The following is a 19,319-nucleotide window of genomic DNA, read 5'->3' as shown; positions in this document are numbered from 1 at the left end:
CTGTCCTGAAAGTCGAAAATTGACCTTCAGGCAGCCCCTTTGACGTGAAAAATCTTCATTGACCAGTTGATTGGAGTGCAAGGGGCGAGACTCCTCGAAAATGAATTTCACATTTTCTTCGTGCGATATAACGCTGCCGAAGCCTTCCTTGTCCTGCGGGAGATGCGGGACAGGTAAGACCCACAGGCGCCATGCGCCGAGGAGGTAGGCGCTTGCGCCGGTAAGGCTCACCGCCCGCCCCGCGGAAAGCGAGCATCCTGAAACGGAAATCAACTACCTAAGAGCAACAAAGGTTACGAAAACAGCCAACGGTAAAGACGTGCCTGAACAATTCAATTTCTTATTTAAAATAAAACCTGCATTCATAAAAAGAGAATATTGGACCGATCTACATCAACTGGAGGGTGCAGTGCTGGCTAAACAATTTTTATTCTAAAACAAGCAAAAGAGAACTCAGTTAGGAAAGAGCTCTCTTTTTAACGAAGATTATTTAAAAATGGAGATGATGGATCCTAATTGCTGCATCATTCCCATGGCAGAGTTTATTCCATTGATTGTTTTACCCCAGCTGAATGGACTGCCTTGATTGCCGGGGTTCTGGAATGGCTGCTGGTTAAATGGGAATTGCTGTCCGCCGGGAAACCCGCCGTTCCCGAATGGAAACAGGTTGGGAAACATGGCATTGGCCGCTTGATTGTTATTTTGTTTATTCAACTTTCCGTTCCCACCCTGACCACCAAGAAAAGGGTTATAGGGATAGGGTGGGCGAGGAGGGAGCATATGATGATTCATATAGGGATTAGGTGGCGGAGGATACGCAGGATAGGCAGCCATATAAGGATTCGGTTTTGATGCATAATGCTGGCTCCCTGATGGAGGAGAAGCAGGAAGCGGCGGACGGGGAGGAGAATGTTCAATCAGTTCCGGATGAGGGGACACCGATTCTTTATGGAACGGATCATAGCCTCCATATGGAAAATAACGCAATGTACCATTATTCTTCCTTTGGTTATACAAATTTTTCACCTCGAATTTTTTCCTTATATGTATATGCTTATTTAAGAAAAGGGTATAGACAAGGGTCTTTATTTCATAAAATAAAGCTTTTCATTCAAAAAAAGCTTCCGGGAAGTGATCCCGAAAGCTTTTTATTATACGAATAAATTTAAAATTTGATAGATAATGGCAGCTAATACCGCTGAGATCGGCAATGTAATGATCCATGTTAGGACAATTCGCCGAGCAACTCCCCATTTAACTCCTTTAACACGCTTAGCAGAACCTACACCCATGATTGCAGATGAAATAACATGAGTCGTACTGACAGGCAGTTTTAAAGCCGTAAACGTGAAGATAATAAGGGCAGATGATAAATCAGCTGCAGCTCCATTTACCGGTTGAAGTTTCATGATCTTTCCACCGACGGTCTTGATGATCTTCCAGCCGCCCACGGATGTTCCGATACCCATTGAAAGAGCTGCGGCAAACCTTACCCACATTGGGATGCCTTCTGTGGTATGGTATCCACCGGCAATCAAGGCCAGGGTAATGATCCCCATCGCTTTTTGTGCATCGTTCGTTCCGTGTGAGAAAGACTGAAGAGCGGCAGTGAAAATTTGAAAGGTACGGAAGCCTTTATTTGTTTTTGTTTTATTAAAGTTTTTAAAGATCGCCGCAAATAGAGTCATGATGATAAAACCGACAGCTAAAGCAACAAACGGTGAAATAATTAAAGCTTGAATGATTTTTAGAAACCCATCGTAGTTGAGGACCCCGAATCCTGCTGCAGAAATAGCAGCACCTGCAATCGATCCGATAATAGCATGAGATGAACTTGATGGAATCCCGTAATACCAGGTAATCAAGTTCCAGGCGATACCAGCGATAAGGGCCGACAATACAATGAGCAATCCTATTTTTTCATCATGAAACTGAAAAGGATCGACAATATCTTTACTTACACTTTTGGCTACGCCTGTAAAGGTCAATGCACCAATAAGGTTCATTGTAGCGGCAAGTGCGATGGCTACCTTAGGAGGCAGCGCTTTTGTTGACACTGAGGTCGCAATCGCATTGGCTGTATCGTGGAAACCGTTGATAAAATCAAAGGCCAATGCGAAGATAACGACTAAAACGATAAGAAAAAATAACGTATCCATAGCCAATCACTCCTTAGGCGTTACGCATGATGATGGTTTCAAGAGTATCGGCAACATCTTCAGTGCTGTCGGAAATAGCCTCAAGAAGCTCATAAAGCTCTTTATATTGCATGATTTTAATCGGGTCCCTTTCGACTCTGAATAAGTTTTTGATGCTTGTACGAAGCAGGTCATCAACTACAGATTCAAGATCGTTCAGCTTAATCGCATGCGGACGGATTTCCATTAGTTTTTTCTTGTGCAATAATTTAGCGGATTCAGCAACCTCGTAAGTCGCTTCTAGAATATGGCCAGCAAATTGAACCATGTATTGGTCAGGTGTTGTGATGTTGTACATTTCAAATCTGGAAGCACATTGTTCCATGCCGTCCAGAATGTCGTCCATTTTATTGGCAAGCTCTAAAATGTCTTCACGTTCTAGGGGAGTAATAAAGGTCTTGTTCAAACCGATAATCAACTCGTGGATAAATTTATCGCCCTTGTTTTCATATGCCTTCATTTTTCTTGCAAATTCTTTTAAATCTTCATCGGATTTGATTTTAAAATCCACAAAGTATTGTGCGGAGTCGCGGACGTTATCTGCGATGCTGGTTAGTAAGTCCAAAAACAAATCCTTTTTTGATGAAAATATCATGTACTAAAACCTCCGTTTGTTAAGAAAAAGTAAATTTCCCCTAAATTTTTCGCTAACCCAAACCAATCGTATTATAACTTTTATGATTCTAAAGATAAACAGCTTTTTTGAATTGAAATAAAACATTTACAAAAGCTTTACAATTCAGTTCTTCCCTTATAGAGTATACCCCCTAAGACATAAAAAAAGCAGCTTTCCGCTGCCAATCATTTATATGTAATGGCCGGGATAAAAAATTAGAACCTGCAGCATCGTACACGCTATGCATTTACGCTGACATGCTGTGGTACATCCCGTCATCAACTAAAATATAACACTCACTTAAAAAAATTAGCAAGAATTTTATCTCTTCTCATTTTTTGTACCTTTTCCACTGTAAGTTCATATTTATAAAGTAACTGAGAGTGAAAGGTGCGGAGCAGGATGGGCTTATCTTGGAAAGTGAATTCTCATTATACCGCCTTAGGAGATTCCATTTCTGTGGGAATCGGCTCTTCCAAGGAATGGGGAAGCTTCGTCCAACGGTATACCGTTCTCTTAGAGCATACTCTCTTTAAGACATATCATCTTTCAAATTTCGCTAAAAATGGCTTTACAACACTCGATGTACTTTCTTCGATTGAGGAGCCGAAGATCAGAAAAGCCCTCATGAATTCAGAGATCATTACCATCACTGCAGGCGGAAATGACTTGATCAGGGCTGGGAAAAAATATCTTTTAAAAAAGGAAGAAGTGGAATTTCATCAAACGTTAAAAGAGTGCCAAAGGAATATGTCTGCCATTTTAAGGAACATTATTGAAATGAAAGAGAAGGGGAAAAAGAATTACATTATCCGCTTAACGAATATATACAATCCTTACCACAAGTGGGATCTTGCTTATAAATGGGTAAACTTATTCAATGCTTATATCCAGACGTTCCAGAAGTACCCCAACGTAAGGGTCGCAGATATTTACTCCTTATTCGTCAGACGAGAAAAAGAATTGTTGTCATGGGACAGTATCCATCCTAACAACCTCGGCCATAAAATGATAGCTCAAGCAGTCTACGACACGGGTTTTGGCCCGTTAAGCCCTCACTTTGACTGAAAATATTTTCTGAAAACATGACTTAATGCATTCAGTGGCCAAATCCGGCTGTAACTGTGATACAAAACATAAAAAAATCCTGGCAGGGCGGATCCTGTTGGGTAATTTAACGCGGATGCATCATGATAGGAAGAAAGCAAATAATTTACTCCATTAGCAATAGCGGTTGTTGGCTGCGGACTCATCGAAGTGAGAGCATCAATGGCCCATGCAGTTTGGACAATCGTCCCATAACCCAAAGGTACATACCTCTTCGCCTCATCACTATAACATGATTCGCCCCAGCTCCCATCCGTATTTTGGATAGCCTCAAGCCACCTCGCAGCTTTTTTAAGACATTTATCTCTGTTTACCTGTATTCCAACAGATGCAAGCCCTGTTACAGCCGCCCATGTTCCATAGATATAGCAGACACCCCATCGTCCATACCATGATCCATCGGACTCCTGATGCGACTTCAGCCAATTCACGGCACGGCTTACAGCAGGATCCTTTATAGTCAAGGTTGTATAACTGCCTAAAAATTCAAGTACTCTTCCTGTGATATCAGGGTTTGACGGATCAATCAAAGCGTCGGATGCATTTTTAACAGGAAGCAGTCCAAACCATTCTTTATTTGTATTTTTTTCAAAAGCAGGCCAGCCGCCGTCATCGTTCTGCATGGCAAGCAGCCAGGTTATTCCTTCTTGCCAAGAGTGAAAGGAAGGGGGTGAGAAAGCAGCCTGTATTGAAATGGAGCGTAAAGCTGCCTGAGTATCATCCGTATCGGGATGGATGGAATTGGTTTCAGAGAAACCCCACCCACCGGGAGCGGTTTCTTTACAATGAACCTGCCAGTCGCCTTTTTTGGTGTGCTGGTGTTCGAGAAGAAAGTGAATCCCTTTTTGTATGTGATGATTTGCAGGTGAGATGCCGGCTTCGATCAAGGAATAGAGAAGAAGTGAGGTGTCCCATACAGCAGAAGGTGAATTTTGAACAAAAAAATGAGTGCCATTATTACATAAAAGAGAAATAATCCCTTGAATGGCCTGAAGAATGATTTGTGAATGTTTCGGATAGCCAAGGGAAAGCAAACCATAAATCATGTAGAACGTTGAAGAGGCGTAACTAAGCAGGGTTCCGTCTTTTTCAATTCTGTCCAGCATGTACCGTTCCAATTTTTTATGAACAGAATCAGAGGGATCCTCTAAGCCGCTAAAAAAACGAATTACCGAATCATTTTCAAGTTCCGGCCAATAGTATTCATGATTCCGATCACCCGTTAAAGCAGAGAGCTGATGGCTGCAAGGATGAAATACAAAGAAATCATTTCTCATGGCAGCAATCAGTGGTACGAAATGAACTCTCGCATAGCTGCTCATATCGTAGAACTGGATTGGAGATAAGGATGGGGGATCGATTAGTAAACCGGGATCAAAGGGGATTCTGGGCCAAGGTATAACACCATTTACAGACAGAAAAGCGCGCGTTAAAAGACTTGCCTTTTTTAATCCGCCATGATAGAGAATAAATTCTTTGGCCATTTTCATTCGTTGACTGTCAATATTGAGATATCCAGCGTAACAGAGTGCAACATACGCTTCAATCGTAACAGAAAGATTGCCTTCTTTCTCATCAGGGTATACTTTCCATGTTCCGTCCAATTCTTGTTTTGAAAGAATGCGTTCAGCCAATTTTCGTTTTAACGGCTCATCATTCCACTCCCATAATACAAGAAGGACAAGCAGATAGGCATCTGTTGTAACTGGATTTTCAAAACAAAATCTAAACGAGCCATCTGCCTGCTGGAAAGATAGCAGATCATGGCAGCGCCGTTCAATCTCATTTCTGATTTTCTCCAAATCGAGCATTGGGGTTACACCCTTCCCGGATGACTAGAGTAAGAAATCAATACATCACATCTCCAATCTATATGAAGCAGGTGGGGGCAATTATGAATAATGAACATAACACAGCGTTCTGCAAGCTGTTAAAAGAACATCTGGAACGTCTTCAAGATCCGGCTGAATCACTTCAAATCCGAAGGGTATCCGGGGGCAGCATCAACGAGGCTTATGCTGTTCAAACACAGAAACAGAAGTATTTTTTAAAAATACATCGCCGTGCACCAGAACGTTTTTTTCAGTGTGAGGCGGCCGGACTTGCTGCAATAAGAACAACTCAAACCATAGATGTTCCGGATGTTTATACGTATGAAGACAACAGGACTGGGGACAAAGCAAGCCTTATTTTGGCAAAGTGGGTTGAAGGAAAGAAAACGAAAGATACAGAAAGAAAACTGGGAGAAAGATTTGCTGCTCTTCACAGTTCTCCCGGACCGGTGCGTTATGGATTGAATCACGACAATTTCATCGGAACTATTCCGCAGCCGAACAGCTTATATTCAACATGGACAGCGTATTACATAACGAAACGGATTCTGCCGCAGATTGAAAGAGGAATTGAAGGAAACGGAATGGATTCAGAACGAATAAATAGGTTGTTCAAAATCATGGAGAGGATGGAAAAGGATCTTCCAGAACAACCTGATGTTTCCTTACTGCATGGAGATCTATGGGGAGGGAACTGGATTACTGGAAAGAATGGGGATCCCTTTCTGATCGATCCCGCGATTCTTTATGGCCATCATGAAATGGATTTGGCTTTCGCAGAATTGTTTGGCGGATTCTCTGCTGATTTTTACCAGGCTTATGCTTACTTTTTACCAATTGAAAAAGAATATCAAGACCGTAAAGAACTTTATCAATTGTTTTATCTTCTCGTTCATTTGAATTTATTTGGAGAAACATACGGTCGCCCCATAGATCGAATTCTAAAGAAATATTTATCGTAGTTTTTCAAGCTGCTGATCATGAAGGCGGTATAGTAGAAGATAGCCAATGATCGACCCGACAAAAGCAAGGGACATATCCCATTGTGAATCCCAGATATCCCCTTGGATTCCCAGAAAATCTTTGGCAGAATGCCCTTCCATTTTCGCAACCAGCCACTCGATAATCTCATATCCTGCGGCGAGGGAGAGAATGATGCTTAAACTGAGGAGAATAAGCCAAAAACGGCGAGGGAGGCCTTCCAGCCTGAGCAAAACTTCTCGTACAGGAATAATCGTGAGCCCCTTAAAGAAATGTCCGAACCGATCATAATCATTTCGTTTGAGATGAAAGGTATTCTGAATCCGCTCAAAAAGGGGGACATCATCGTACGTATAATGGCCACCGATAAACATTAATATGAACACGATGGAAAAAAGGCTGTAGGAAAGAGTTGTAAATTGAAAACGTTTATAAGTAAGCATAAGGATTAGGATTGGAAGGACAGCGGGTGATACTTCAAGAACCCAAGTGAAATAATCAGCCGGGCGGAAAGCAGACCAGACGAAAACAAGCGCAGTAAGCAACAGAATGTACAGATGAATATTTTTTGGATGGTTTATTTCCATGTGTGCTCCTCCTGATTTCCTTTTTATCAGTATGAGGGACACAACCGGCAGTTATACCTTATCCTAAAATATAAAAAATCGCCCAGGTCGGGCGATTTTTTATTATCATACAAAAACTTTCTCGAATTCTTTGCGGATCTCAGCAGATCGTTCTTTTGCGCTGATGATTGCTTTAGTAAACGCTTGGCCAGCTTCATTTTCCCGCAGAGCATCCAACCCTGCTGCTGTTGTGCCGTTTGGGGATGTAACTTTTTTTCTTAGTGATTCAGGTGATGCATTTGTATCCAGCACCATTTTACTGGCGCCGAAAACCGTTTGTGCTGCAATCTCCCTTGCAAGGTCCTCATCCAGTCCTTCAGCCTGAGCTGTTTTTTCAATATGTTCAAGAACATAGTAAATGTAAGCCGGACCGCTTCCTGCTATACCTGTAAACACATCCATCTGTTCTTCTTCAATCACTTTTACCCTGCCGATCGCAGAAAATAATTCTTTTGCGATTTCTATATGCTCCATTGTGACCGATTGTCCACCAGTTACGGCCGTAATGGATTCTCCAATCGTACTGGAAGTGTTAGGCATTACCCGAATAACCGGCTGTTCATCAGGAAGAATTTCTTCCATAAAGCCAGTAGATATCCCCGCGAGAACAGAGAGTACAATTTGATCTGGCTTTAGTTTGGGTTTCAGCTCGATTAATGCTTTTTCTGCATCTTTCGGCTTCATGGCTAAGATGATCAGATCCGCTTCTTGGACCCTTACTTCACTGTAAGGTAAGGCAATCACCTTATATTTTTTCATCAGTTCAATTCGTCGTTCTTCATTTTGTTTATTAGTCATCATGATATTGCTGGGCGGTAATTTATCTTGATTGACCATTCCGGCAGCTATTGCCTCGGCCATGGAACCTGCCCCGATAAAAAGCACCTTTTTAGTTTCTAACATGCAACCTCTCCTTATTGCTGTGCTGAGTTCACTTAAGGTCCTATCTTAACATGTAAAGAAGAGGTTTCAACCCTTTACCGGGACATCGTCCGTTATAGCCAATAATCTCTAAAGAAAGGGAGAATTAAGGAGGCTAAACTGCACATATTGTAAGAAATTATGGGAAAACCTTTTAAATCCCTGGATATGCGGAAATACATTCATCGCTTAGCAGGCTGTGACGGGAGCAAAATGGTTTGCAGCAACTGTCTTTGTTCATCAGGCCACCATGCTCCACAATCTTCTGAGACGATGCAAGCTGCACATTTTTCAAGGTCAAACACTTTCATACCGGAAATTGGGGGAGAGTAGACGTGTAAAGTAATCAGCGGATCCTTTTCATGAGTACCCATCTTATGAATCATTCCTCTTCCAACGTTTAGGAGCGATCCTTTATTTTCAACCTGTTCTTTCACTGGCACAGGCTGTCCGCCGGGCTGGAGCTTATAGAGTGTGTGGTTTGAAGAGCCAGATAAAATCTGGACCCACCCATATGACTGCCCATGGTCATGAGGAGAGCAATCCAGGGCAGATGCCCAATGCATAACGAGAATTTCTACGTGATCACTCTTATAAATTAATTTCCTGCCATAGGGTTTGTTTTCTGGATCCCTGATAAAAGGGCCGGCGTCCTTTACACTAGCTTGCAGTTTATGGATAGCATCAAGCAATTCCTGTGAGGTAGGTTGAACGAGCGGAGTGAAGAGTTTTTCAATCTTAGTAAGGAATAGCAAGTTATCATCCTCCTGCCGAATTAAATGGGGTTATCTATAGTATATTGGAGCCACTTATCCAGCATGTGCTCTGAAGGAAAATCGGTCAATGGTCACAAAAAATATCATATATCCGAAACATTACTCCTAGGGGCTGCGTTAGTTCGCAACAACAAACGGGTGACCAGGAATCGTCCTTTTACTTTTGACGAAAACACAACGATCCAGGAGGTATAAATTTATGTATAAAAAGATTGGTTTAATTACAGGAATAACAGCCATTGGGCTCTCTATAGCAGGAGGAACAAATGCAAGCGCACATACGGTAAAGGAAGGGGATACACTTTGGAAGCTTGGTCAGTCTTATAACGTACCTTATGAAAGTATCAAAAAAGACAACAATTTAGACGGAAATATGATAAGACCTGGCCAGCAATTAAACATACCGGCAGTTAAAGGGGTAAGTGAAGATCAAGTGAAAGCTTCTTCAGAAGATAAAAGACTTCTCGCTTCTCTTGTTGAAGCTGAAGCAATGGGTGAAAGTTTTGAAGGTAAAGCTGCAGTTGCTGCTGTTGTCTTGAACCGAGTAAAGGCTGATAGCTTTCCGGATACGATCAAAGGGGTTATCTACGACAAAGGTCAGTTTGAGCCTGTCATGGAAAACAACCTGAAAAAGCCTTCACCTTCATCAGAAAAAGCTGTTGATAAAGCATTATCCGGTTATGACAATACGAATGGATCGCTGTTTTTCTATAATAAAACGACAGCGGTAAGCCGTTGGCTCGATACAAAGCCTGTCAATATAGTAATCGGCAACCATACATTCAGCAAGTAAATTAAAGCCTCAGGCCATTGAAAGGTCCGAGGTTTTATTATCGTTCACTTGAGCTCTTTATGCTAAGACCCGATGATTCAATTTTTTGGCTGTTCCGGGCGATGAGAACATCACAAGTGGCATGCCTGGTGATATATTGTGAAACACTGCCGATAAAAATGCGTTCCATAGCGTTTAACCCGGTTGCACCGCAGACAATTAAATCTGCTTCATGCATGGAAGCGAAAGAAAGGATTTCTGTTTTTGGAGTTCCGTAATTAGATAAGGTTTTAACATTTTTTAATCCATGTTTCCTTGCCATCTCATCATAATTTTCAAGAAGGGATTCACTAAAACTCTTGTCACGGTTCATCTCGAAGTTAACTGCACCTGCGTCTAATGGAGCAGTAGGGATTTTTTCCTCAGAAATATGAACAATTAGCAATTGCGCATGATATTCTTTCGTAATTTCTATAGCTCTGTAAAAGGCAACCTCCGAAGATTCCGATCCATCCACACCAACAAGGATTCTTTCGTAATAAGGCATAAAAATCACCCCTTTTTTGTAAACTTATATAAATTCATTCCCTATATATAAGAGAGGCAAACATAATTGTAACATTTGTACCCAACCTCCAAATTCCATTTGACAAACCTATAGGAGTAAGGTATTTTTGAACGTATTAAAGTATTTGAAAAATTCATAATTGACTCTTATCAAGAGTGGTGGAGGGACTGGCCCGATGATACCCGGCAACCTGCAGATTATTTCTGAACAGGTGCCAAATCCTGCAAGGCAGAAGGCTTTGAGAGATAAGAGAAGGTCAAGCCCAAGCGGATAATTGCACCTCTCTGAATCTTTTAGAGAGGTGTTTTTTGTTGAATAAATGGGGGGATATCTGTTGGCAAATACACAATTATCTGCTGTAAATGATACTGCAGCAATAGGAGAACTTACGTTAGAGTCTGGAAAAGAGCTGAAAGATGTCCATATCGCTTACCAGCGAATCGGCGCAGCAAATGCACCTGCCATTTTCGTATGCCATGCGCTTACAGGTAATCATTATACGTTAAACAGTGAGATGGGAGAAGGCTGGTGGGCAGGTCTATTGGGAAATGGGCAGTATATTGATTTGGAGAAATACCAGGTGATTACTTCAAATGTATTGGGAGGGTGTGACGGATCAACAGGACCACTCTCGGTCAATCCCGTTACTGGAAGTCCTTACGGAGCTGAATTTCCATTGATAACAATCAGAGACATGGTGCAGGCCCAAAAGAAACTTTTGGAAGTACTCGGCTTGGGACGTCTAGAGGCAGTGATCGGCGGATCGTTAGGCGGCATGCAGGTATTAGAGTGGGGACTGATGTATCCTGATTTTATGGAGCGTCTGATCCCGATTGCCGTAACCCCTTTTCTAAGTGATTATGCGATAGGTTTCAATGCAGCGGGAAGAACGGCCATCCTCAGTGATCCCTTATGGAATAACGGACAGTACGGTAAAGAAAATACACCAAGGAAAGGGCTTGGCATTGCTCGGATGATCGGTATGCTCACTTATCGTTCGGGAGCATTGTTCAATCATCGATTTCAGCGAAAACAAACAGAGAATTGGGAAACCATTCATGAGGATGCAGCCTTTTCAGTTGAATCCTATCTTCAATACCAAGCGGATAAATTAGCGGACCGTTTTGATGCCAACAGTTACTTAACACTATTGAAAGCGATGGATACTCACGATATCGGCAGAGAAAGGGGAGGAGTATCGGCTGCTTCCCAGAGCTATAAGGCTCAAATGCTTTGTGTTGGTTTCACCGGTGATTTGCTCTATCCTTCTGATTTAATGGAACAGTTTGTAAAAGATGTTCAAGCTGAAAATAAAAGAGCAAAATATCTTGAGGTATCCACCATGTTTGGCCATGATGGATTTCTGACAGAATTTGATAAGTGGGGGAACTTGCTCAAAGAATTTATGAGAGAAACAATAAAGACATGAGGATATAATCCTCATGTCTTTATTTATCACTATTCAACAGCTGGTTTTTCAATAACCGCCGTCTGATTAGAAGGCGTATGCTGTTCAGGGCGCTCCCGGCTAATTCTTCCGCCGCCGACGGATAAAGCGACCAAAATACCCGCTCCAATAAAAATCAAGCCTGTTAAAAATACAGTGGTAAAAGAATCACTCCATGCGGTCTGTATAGAATGAATAACGGTATCTTTAATTGTATCAGGCAATTTAAGAAGATTTGGATGGATTAAAATGCTGAACAATGCATCTGTTTTGTCTGCTAACTTTTGAAAGATCCCTTGAAGCATTGGGTTCGTTTGTTCACTCACTACATCTTTCATTTTTGTTTCTAAGGAATGGTTCATCACTACATTTAGAACAGTGATACCAATCGTACCGCCAATTGAACGGAAGAACGTTGATGCAGAAGTAACAGCTCCCAGTTTTGTTTTCGGAAATTCATTTTGAATCGCGATCATTAATGTCGGCATAACAAGACCCATTCCGAATCCCATAATAATCATATAAGCGTATGCTGTAATTTCATTGGAATCAACACCCATCGTGCTCATCAAGTAGAAGCCTACTGCTGTAATGATCATGCCCGCAGTCAATACGGTTCGATAAGGAACTTTCAATAGAAGTCTTCCTCCAATAATACTCGCCAGGATGAGAGAAATCATCATCGGTGTCATGGTAGAACCAGCTTGTGTCGGAGTTACACCCAGAATACCCTGCATAAACATCGGAACGAACATGATCGCACCGAACATGCCTAAGCCCAGTAAAAACCCTAGAGCATTTGTTGTGGCAAAAACACGGTTTTTAAACAGTGAAAGATCTAGGACAGGCTCTTTTGCCTTCTTTTCTACAAATCCGAATACGATCAAGAGAACGATGGAGAAGCCGAAGATCAATCCGCTTTCCAGAGAAACCCATTCAAATTTATCTCCGCCAAACGTCAAACCAAGGAGCAATAAGACGATGGCAGGGATTAGAGTGATGATTCCAAGATAATCGATATTCACTTCTTCTTTTGGCCTTACCAGTTCATTTTTCATTCCAACAAAAATGAGGATGGCAGATAAGAGACCAAAAGGAACATTAATTAAGAAAATCCAGTGCCAGCTGATCGAGTCGACTAAAAATCCACCGATGAACGGACCGATAACAGAGCTTAATCCGAAGATTGCTCCGAATACTCCCTGCCATTTCGCACGCTGTTCCGCTGTGAAAATATCACCGATAATGGTTTGTGAAAGAGGCATGATCATACCGCCGCCAAGACCCTGCAGCCCGCGGTAGAAAATCAATTGTTCCATAGAATTCGCTGTTGCACATAACCCGGAGCCAATGACGAAAATGACGGTCCCAATCAAATAAAGGGAACGGCGTCCGTATAGATCCGAAAGCTTTCCGACGATCGGAATTATCGTAGTAGATGTAATTAAATAGGCAGTAGTTACCCAGGCAAAAATAGAAAATCCATTTAACTCACCGATAATGGTAGGCATCGCTGTACCAACCACGGTCTGTTCCATTGCGCTGAAAAACATCCCAATAATAAGGCCCAAAAGGACCATATTGCGGTTGATAGGCATTTGTTGTTCAATTTTCATATGATTGTTCTTCTCCATTCTGTTGTTATACTAATTGAATCTTTAAGTGTTAATCTTTGCTATACTCCTTCAACTCAGGAACCTTTGTGCTTTCATGTTCTCATGGTAGTATTTTTACAATTCGTTTTGATCACCTTCTATGAAATGACCCCCAGTCAAATTCTCAATTTAATTAACCTACTAAACTAAAATCACTAAATCATTATATTACTGATATGACCAGTCAGTCAATCTTATAATTTAAAAAAACGCCCAAAAATTATTAGGCGTTTTTCCAGTGTATTTAAGCAAGCAATGATAGGCCGCCGTCCACTATAATGGTTTGCCCTCTAATCATGCTGGCTGCAGGTGTACAGAGGAAATAAACCGTTTCAGCGATATCAACCGGTTCAACAATTCGTCCCGCCGGGTTCTTCTTCTTCGCTTCGTTTAAGAGTTCTTCCCGATTAGGGAAATGCTTCAGTGCATCCGTATCAACAGCTCCGCCAGATACCGCATTGACAACAATTCCTTTAGGCGCAAGTTCGACAGCAAGATAACGGGTGATTGCTTCAACCGAAGCCTTGGATACACCAACGGCTACGTAATTCGGAAGTGCTCTGATTGATCCAAGACTCGATAGAGCAACGATAGCACCTGAACCTTTTTCTGCCATAAGCATCGCTGCTTGCTGGGAGGCAAACAGGTACGCTTTTGCGTTGATGTCCTGAGTCCAATCCCAATGGCTTTCTTCAATTTCCAGCAGGGGCCTTAAAACACCGGAAGCGGCATTGTTTATAAATACATCTAGGCTGCCAAAGGTTTCTTTTACTTCCGCAAACAAGGCTTTGATCTGGTCAAGGTCACCGACGTTCGCTTTCACTAAATGGACCTTAATTCCGTATTGAGATTCAAATTCTTGTTTGGTCTCCTCTGCGTCTTTCTTCTTCCTCATGAAATTCAACACGAGATCATATTCTTCGGAGGCAAATTTGGAGGCGATGGCTTTACCGATACCTCTGGTGCCTCCTGTAATTAAAGCTACTTTTCTTGTCAACAAAAACACGTCCTTTATCACATTCTGCATTTAGTACCTGGTCCTAATTCTAATTCGGTTCCCACCGAATGTCAATGCTGCCCTAAACTAAGCATTTGAAAGGAAAGAAGAAGAGATATACTATATAATAGATTTTTATAGTTTTTATGATGAAAGGGATTTTTACATGACCATAGATCAAATGCAATTACCCAACGTACTGGCTGAAAAATTAAATTTTGAAAGAAATAGACGAAATGAAAACAATTCTGCTGAGTTTCAAGGTCTAATCGGATCAGAAGGGTACACAGCGGAAGATAATGAGATTGTAAAAGACGCTGTGATTGCCTTGCTGATGGGGAAGAATGTTCTGCTGAAAGGGCCTACAGGTTCAGGCAAGACAAAGCTGGCGGAATACCTTTCTTCTTTATTTCAGCAGCCTTTGCATTCTATCAACTGTTCAGTGGATTTGGATGCTGAAGCGTTACTGGGACATAAGACCATCTCTTATGAAAAAGGACATTCTGAAATTGAATTTATTCCTGGGCCGGTAACAAAAGCGGCAGCGTTCGGCCATTTCTTATACATTGATGAGATCAATGTTTCAAAGCCAGAAACACTTCCCATCTTAAACGGTATTCTCGACTACAGACGGACAGTTACTAATCCGTTTACAGGTGATATTATTAAAGCTGCAGAGGGTTTTAACGTGATCGCAGCGATCAACGAGGGATATATTGGGACCGTTCCATTGAATGAAGCATTAAAAAACCGTTTTGTTGTTATTGAAGTCCCTTATATTCAAGGAGATACACTATTTGAGATGCTACTATCCCATTCTCAACAGAAAGACCGCGGAATTCTAAAACAATTTGTTCAGTTTTCTTCAGATCTTGTTCAGCAGACTAAGACGGGGCAGTTATCGGAGGACGCAGCGTCCATCAGGGCTTTGCTTGATGCAGCAGACTTATCGGCCTATATGCCGCCAAAGAGGGCGATTCAGCGTGCTGTAGCTGATAAATTAGAAGACGAACGGGAAAAAACATTAATCCATAACATTTCAGATACCCTTTTTATGTAGAGTGGATGTCCAGGAGGTGAAGTAGCGCATGAAATTTTTATCATTTGCAGATACAAAAATCGATTCTTTTCTGCATATGCAGCTGATCGACCTTGCGAAAACCCTGTCCAGAGATCCAAAAATGGATGTAGAATTCTCATACCATTCTTATTTGAACAAACCTGGCCATGTGCTGCATGTCAGCCAGTTTTGGATGACCTATCCAGCCAGCCTGCAGCTTCATGGATTAAAAAGTGAAGTTTACTTAAGAAGCTATGGGAATTTCTTTTTTTCGGATCATACCTCTCTGCAAGAAGCACTTCAGTCCTTAAAAAATGAAGAGCATTTTCAATTTCTTAAGCATCTGCTTTTGTTTTCAGAAGATTTTCGCCTGAAAAAAGTATGTGTGACTAAACGGCCTGGTATGTCTGTCTCTTTCTTGGAGAGGAAGAGAGTTCTTCTTACCCATTATCAGAGGCAGTACCGTCAGCATATCCAGCAAAGAAGATGGCTAGACGCGTTCTTCTGCTGGATTTTTCTGTTTGCCAACCACCGGCTCGTGCCTCTTCAAACACCATTAAAAGAATGGTATGTTGAGCTGTCCCATGATCTAATAAAATTAAACACTGCTGGAAGCACATCAGAGCTAGTTGCAGTAATCCATGATATAAAGAGAGCATTAAGAACATTTAACGAAAGAGATATGATGAGTTCTTATCTGTCGTTCTACGAATCGGAAAAGTTGAATTTAAAAGATATCTCAAGAGAAAATGAAGTAAAAGCACCACATTCACAGACTGCATCAGAAGACGAAAAAAGCAGTGATGAAACGGAACGGGAAGAAATGCCAAGCTGGCACGAAGAGACCTCTTTTCCGTCTGACTCGTTTCTTCAGTTTGATCTGGATCAAGGGACATCAACCGATTTGCTTGGTGAAGGAGGGAGGAAAGCTGAGGAAGGAGATCAGGCTTTCGGAGCGGTTCAGGCTGGAGCGAAAGATTCAAAAGGCAAGGATTTTAAAGGGGAGACTGGTGCAGGTATAGACCAAACAGACGGGCGTTCAGGGCAAGGCCTTTTTCCATACGGTGAGATGAACCGTTTTGCTGTTGAAAAAAAGATCCTACCGAAGAAGCCTTCTTTTCAGGAAGTACAGGATTATCAGGAGTTCAAATCTGCTGTACAATCTTCTGTCAGCCTGTTGAAACAAAGCTTTTTGAAGACCATAGAACATAAAAAAAATGTACCAAACCACGATTTGCATTTTGGCCGATTAAACAAAAGGCTGACACGGCTACTGACCGATAAAAATCCAAGGCTGTTCTTTAAAAAAGCGGAATCACCGCAAGAACTCGATGCCGTCTTTACTTTGCTTGTCGATTGCTCGGCCTCCATGTTTGACAAAATGGAAGAAACACAACAGGCTATTGTCCTGTTCCATGAGACCCTAAAGGCCGTCCGCATCCCACATTCTATAGTAGGCTTTTGGGAAGATGCGGCTGATGCGAAGAAAGACAGCCAGCCTAATTATTTTCAGGAAGTGATTTCGTTCACGAGCTCACTTAAAAATCAGTCTGGACCTGAAATTCTGCAGCTAGAGCCTCAGGAAGATAATCGAGATGGCTATTCCATCCGGAAAAAGGCAGAGGATTTGCTGCGCCGGAAGGAAAAACAAAAGTTTTTACTCGTCTTTTCAGATGGAGAGCCAGCGGCGTTTGATTATGAGGACCATGGCATTCTGGACACGTATGAAGCAGTAGCCAATACTCGTAAGATGGGGATTGAAACGCTGGGGATGTACATTTCTAATGGAAAAGTGACCGAGGAAGCTCAAAATCTAATGAAAAATATATATGGCAGCCATCAGGTGGTCGTACCCAGTGCAGCAGAACTCGTCAGTTATTTAGTGCCTGTCCTGCGCAAGCTTCTATTCAGATTATCTTAAAAAAGCTTGTGTTCCAAAAATTAGCTGGCTGCATCGACAGCTATCTCATCCATTACTTGTAAAAAAGATTTGAAGGTCTCATTTAAGCAACAGCATGCGATGTTGAACTGAAAAAGAAAATCCAGGAGGGTTATCCTGGATTTTTTTAATGGTTTGTTTTCATTTGTTTTTGTTGAATATATGCGAGACGGAAGTAAAGAGTGACCGCACCCATCGCTAGGCCTGTGATCAATCCTACCCAGTATCCATACGCTTCAAGGGCAGTATAATTAGCCAGCACAAAGCCAGCCGGCAATCCGATCACCCAATAGGATATTAAAGATAATACAAGCGTTACGTTTACATCCTTATACCCTCTCAGAGCTCCTTGTATGGGAGCGGCAATAGCATCGGAAAGCTGAAAAAAGACCGCATAAAGCAAAAAATGCTTCGTTAATTTTATGACAGATGAATCGTTTGAATACATTCCGGCTACTTGGCTGGGGAAGATGAGCAAAGCTGCTGCACACAGCAAGGCAAGAATGACCGCAGTTCCTATTCCGAGATAACTGTATTGCTTAGCGTCTTTATACCGATGCGCCCCGACTTCGAAACCGACCGCAATGGTAAGTGCAAAGGAGATACTCAAAGGCAGCATATAAAGAAACGAAGCAAAATTAAGTGCAGATTGATGTGCGGCAATCGTTGCTGTATTGAATGAACTCATCAGCAGCGTTACGGCTGCAAAGATACTCGTTTCAAAAAAGATGGAAAATCCAATCGGCAGCCCGATTTTTAGCTGGCTTTTCCATGCTGAAATCGAAAGGGAGTAAAACTTGCTGAAGACTTGATAATCAGAAAAAGGCAGCTTTTTGTGAATGATATAGAACGCCAGTAAAGCAATAAACCAATACGTAAGAGCAGAAGCATAACCCGAACCAACACCGCCAAGCTCCGGAAACCCCCACTTACCGAAAATCAATAAATAATTGAAGAGGGCATTGACGGGAAGTGCAGTTAACGTAATCAGCATAGACACCCTCGTTCTGCCGAGAGCATCGATAAAACAGCGGAGAACGTTATATAAGAACAGAGGAATCATACCGAACGAAAGGGCTATCAGATACCCAGAAGCTACCTCCCTTACTTGACGGTCGAGATTCATGGCATTCAGCAGGGGATTTAGTACCAATAATCCAACAGCAATTACAGCAAATGAAAGAGCAAACGCAAGATAGATGCTCTGTATGACAGCGTACGGTACTTTTTCTTTATTTCCGGCACCATTATATTGGGAAACGATGGGGGTAAGCGCCATCAATATTCCGCTTAATCCAGTAAAAACAGGGACCCAGATGCTTGAACCGATCGCTACACCAGCAAGCTGTTTCGGGCCTGAGTGGCCGGACATAACTGTATCAAGAAAATTCATCGCGAATAATCCGATCTGTGTAACCAATACAGGAAGCACCAGCTTGATGAACAATAAAATTTTTTGCTTGATCGTATGAGTTTTTTCCATTTCATATTCCTTTTCCATGTCTGTAATAATGGAAATTATAACATATGGGCAAAGAGGGGAGGGCAGTTATTTCGCAGGAAGTAAGATGAAAAACACAAAAGAAAAGGGGCTGTCCTGAAAGTCGAAAATTGACCTTCAGGCAGCTCCTTTGACGTGAAAAATCTTCAATGAAAAGTTGATTGGAGTGCAAGGTGCGATACTCCTGCGGGACTAGCGTGACAGGTGAGACTCCCGCAGGCGCTTGCGCCAAGAGGCTCACCGCACGCCCCGCGGAAAGCGAGCAGCCTGGAGCGGAGATCAACAGCTACCAGACTTCTTGGACAGCCCCTTTTACAATTTAG

18 protein-coding genes and 1 riboswitch are annotated in these 19,319 nt (G+C 42.1%); of the genes, 6 read left to right on the top strand and 12 right to left on the bottom strand.

What is annotated here, in order from left to right; all coding sequences use genetic code 11:
* The 4 genes from P4361_RS22955 to P4361_RS22940 form a co-directional block, all read right to left on the bottom strand.
* Window positions 1-231, bottom strand: a 231-nt coding sequence (locus tag P4361_RS22955) for a hypothetical protein (protein ID WP_328091200.1), incomplete at its 3' end; no start/stop codon positions are given.
* 255 nt (window positions 232-486) lie between these two features.
* The gene (locus P4361_RS22950; protein ID WP_328091199.1) at window positions 487-1,017 is read right to left on the bottom strand and encodes a hypothetical protein; all 531 of its coding nucleotides are present in this window, start codon (window positions 1,015-1,017) and stop codon (window positions 487-489) included.
* Between the two features lie 134 nt (window positions 1,018-1,151).
* Window positions 1,152-2,159 (bottom strand): inorganic phosphate transporter, encoded by a 1,008-nt coding sequence (locus P4361_RS22945; protein WP_053354304.1) that lies wholly within the window; start codon window positions 2,157-2,159, stop codon window positions 1,152-1,154.
* A 13-nt stretch (window positions 2,160-2,172) separates the two neighbouring features.
* Complete coding sequence (locus P4361_RS22940) at window positions 2,173-2,793, bottom strand: DUF47 domain-containing protein (RefSeq protein ID WP_328091198.1); 621 nt, start codon at window positions 2,791-2,793, stop codon at window positions 2,173-2,175.
* A gap of 423 nt (window positions 2,794-3,216) precedes the next feature.
* Here P4361_RS22940 and P4361_RS22935 point away from each other — a divergent pair, with 423 nt between their 5' ends.
* A complete protein-coding gene (locus tag P4361_RS22935; RefSeq protein ID WP_328091196.1) occupies window positions 3,217-3,882 on the top strand; it encodes a GDSL-type esterase/lipase family protein in 666 nt (221 codons plus the stop codon).
* Here the strand turns inward: P4361_RS22935 and P4361_RS22930 are convergent.
* Window positions 3,870-5,732 (bottom strand): terpene cyclase/mutase family protein, encoded by a 1,863-nt coding sequence (locus P4361_RS22930; RefSeq protein WP_328091194.1) that lies wholly within the window; start codon window positions 5,730-5,732, stop codon window positions 3,870-3,872. The genes P4361_RS22935 and P4361_RS22930 overlap by 13 nt on opposite strands.
* Before the next feature lie 83 nt (window positions 5,733-5,815).
* On the opposite strand from P4361_RS22930, the gene P4361_RS22925 reads away from it, so the two are divergent.
* The gene (locus P4361_RS22925) at window positions 5,816-6,715 is read left to right on the top strand and encodes a fructosamine kinase family protein (protein ID WP_328091193.1); all 900 of its coding nucleotides are present in this window, start codon (window positions 5,816-5,818) and stop codon (window positions 6,713-6,715) included.
* Here the strand turns inward: P4361_RS22925 and P4361_RS22920 are convergent.
* From P4361_RS22920 to P4361_RS22910, 3 genes are all read right to left on the bottom strand, one after another.
* On the bottom strand, window positions 6,707-7,321 hold the full coding sequence (locus P4361_RS22920; RefSeq protein WP_328091191.1) for a DUF2238 domain-containing protein: 615 nt from the start codon (window positions 7,319-7,321) through the stop codon (window positions 6,707-6,709). The genes P4361_RS22925 and P4361_RS22920 overlap by 9 nt on opposite strands.
* Window positions 7,322-7,426: 105 nt before the next feature.
* A complete protein-coding gene (gene proC, locus P4361_RS22915) occupies window positions 7,427-8,263 on the bottom strand; it encodes a pyrroline-5-carboxylate reductase (RefSeq protein WP_328091190.1) in 837 nt (278 codons plus the stop codon).
* A 200-nt stretch (window positions 8,264-8,463) separates the two neighbouring features.
* On the bottom strand, window positions 8,464-9,036 hold the full coding sequence (locus tag P4361_RS22910; RefSeq protein ID WP_062232129.1) for a cysteine dioxygenase: 573 nt from the start codon (window positions 9,034-9,036) through the stop codon (window positions 8,464-8,466).
* Between the two features lie 220 nt (window positions 9,037-9,256).
* Here P4361_RS22910 and P4361_RS22905 point away from each other — a divergent pair, with 220 nt between their 5' ends.
* On the top strand, window positions 9,257-9,850 hold the full coding sequence (locus tag P4361_RS22905) for a cell wall hydrolase (protein WP_328091188.1): 594 nt from the start codon (window positions 9,257-9,259) through the stop codon (window positions 9,848-9,850).
* Between the two features lie 37 nt (window positions 9,851-9,887).
* On the opposite strand, the gene P4361_RS22900 is transcribed toward P4361_RS22905, so the two are convergent.
* Entirely contained in the window at window positions 9,888-10,376 is a 489-nt protein-coding gene (locus P4361_RS22900; RefSeq protein ID WP_091005675.1) for a universal stress protein, read from the bottom strand.
* A 164-nt stretch (window positions 10,377-10,540) separates the two neighbouring features.
* Window positions 10,541-10,649: riboswitch (SAM riboswitch) on the top strand.
* Window positions 10,650-10,731: 82 nt separating this feature from the next.
* On the opposite strand from P4361_RS22900, the gene metX reads away from it, so the two are divergent.
* Window positions 10,732-11,826: a homoserine O-acetyltransferase MetX gene (gene metX / locus P4361_RS22895; protein ID WP_328091187.1), complete on the top strand. Its 1,095-nt coding sequence runs from the start codon at window positions 10,732-10,734 to the stop codon at window positions 11,824-11,826.
* Between the two features lie 29 nt (window positions 11,827-11,855).
* Here metX and P4361_RS22890 read toward each other — a convergent pair whose 3' ends face one another.
* Together P4361_RS22890 and fabL are read right to left on the bottom strand one after the other, a co-directional pair.
* Window positions 11,856-13,460, bottom strand: a complete 1,605-nt coding sequence (locus P4361_RS22890; RefSeq protein ID WP_328091186.1) for an MDR family MFS transporter — start codon at window positions 13,458-13,460, stop codon at window positions 11,856-11,858.
* A gap of 283 nt (window positions 13,461-13,743) precedes the next feature.
* Window positions 13,744-14,496 (bottom strand): enoyl-[acyl-carrier-protein] reductase FabL, encoded by a 753-nt coding sequence (gene fabL, locus P4361_RS22885; RefSeq protein WP_256226898.1) that lies wholly within the window; start codon window positions 14,494-14,496, stop codon window positions 13,744-13,746.
* A 166-nt stretch (window positions 14,497-14,662) separates the two neighbouring features.
* Between fabL and P4361_RS22880 the strand changes: the two genes are divergently transcribed.
* Both P4361_RS22880 and P4361_RS22875 read left to right on the top strand, forming a co-directional pair.
* The gene (locus P4361_RS22880) at window positions 14,663-15,556 is read left to right on the top strand and encodes a MoxR family ATPase (protein ID WP_328091183.1); all 894 of its coding nucleotides are present in this window, start codon (window positions 14,663-14,665) and stop codon (window positions 15,554-15,556) included.
* A 28-nt stretch (window positions 15,557-15,584) separates the two neighbouring features.
* Window positions 15,585-17,477 (top strand): hypothetical protein, encoded by a 1,893-nt coding sequence (locus P4361_RS22875; protein ID WP_328091181.1) that lies wholly within the window; start codon window positions 15,585-15,587, stop codon window positions 17,475-17,477.
* Between the two features lie 145 nt (window positions 17,478-17,622).
* Here P4361_RS22875 and P4361_RS22870 read toward each other — a convergent pair whose 3' ends face one another.
* Window positions 17,623-18,978 (bottom strand): MATE family efflux transporter, encoded by a 1,356-nt coding sequence (locus tag P4361_RS22870; RefSeq protein ID WP_328091179.1) that lies wholly within the window; start codon window positions 18,976-18,978, stop codon window positions 17,623-17,625.
* Window positions 18,979-19,319: the final 341 nt, after the last annotated feature.

The sequence above is a fragment of the Fictibacillus sp. B-59209 genome (genome assembly GCF_036216745.1).
GTDB lineage: Bacteria > Bacillota > Bacilli > Bacillales > Fictibacillaceae > Fictibacillus_C > Fictibacillus_C marinisediminis.
Note: the sequence above shows the minus strand (reverse complement) of the source record. Positions and strands in the feature narration are given on the sequence as shown.

Coding starts and splice junctions, on each gene's coding strand:
- P4361_RS22875 (WP_328091181.1), top strand. CDS start 15,585: ATGAAATTTTTATCATTTGCAGATACAAAAATCGATTCTTTTCTGCAT.
- P4361_RS22920 (WP_328091191.1), bottom strand. CDS start 7,321: ATGGAAATAAACCATCCAAAAAATATTCATCTGTACATTCTGTTGCTT.
- P4361_RS22945 (WP_053354304.1), bottom strand. CDS start 2,159: ATGGATACGTTATTTTTTCTTATCGTTTTAGTCGTTATCTTCGCATTG.
- P4361_RS22870 (WP_328091179.1), bottom strand. CDS start 18,978: ATGGAAAAAACTCATACGATCAAGCAAAAAATTTTATTGTTCATCAAG.
- proC (WP_328091190.1), bottom strand. CDS start 8,263: ATGTTAGAAACTAAAAAGGTGCTTTTTATCGGGGCAGGTTCCATGGCC.
- P4361_RS22935 (WP_328091196.1), top strand. CDS start 3,217: ATGGGCTTATCTTGGAAAGTGAATTCTCATTATACCGCCTTAGGAGAT.
- P4361_RS22900 (WP_091005675.1), bottom strand. CDS start 10,376: ATGCCTTATTACGAAAGAATCCTTGTTGGTGTGGATGGATCGGAATCT.
- P4361_RS22925 (WP_328091193.1), top strand. CDS start 5,816: ATGAATAATGAACATAACACAGCGTTCTGCAAGCTGTTAAAAGAACAT.
- P4361_RS22930 (WP_328091194.1), bottom strand. CDS start 5,732: ATGCTCGATTTGGAGAAAATCAGAAATGAGATTGAACGGCGCTGCCAT.
- P4361_RS22880 (WP_328091183.1), top strand. CDS start 14,663: ATGACCATAGATCAAATGCAATTACCCAACGTACTGGCTGAAAAATTA.
- P4361_RS22890 (WP_328091186.1), bottom strand. CDS start 13,460: ATGAAAATTGAACAACAAATGCCTATCAACCGCAATATGGTCCTTTTG.
- P4361_RS22940 (WP_328091198.1), bottom strand. CDS start 2,793: ATGATATTTTCATCAAAAAAGGATTTGTTTTTGGACTTACTAACCAGC.
- P4361_RS22905 (WP_328091188.1), top strand. CDS start 9,257: ATGTATAAAAAGATTGGTTTAATTACAGGAATAACAGCCATTGGGCTC.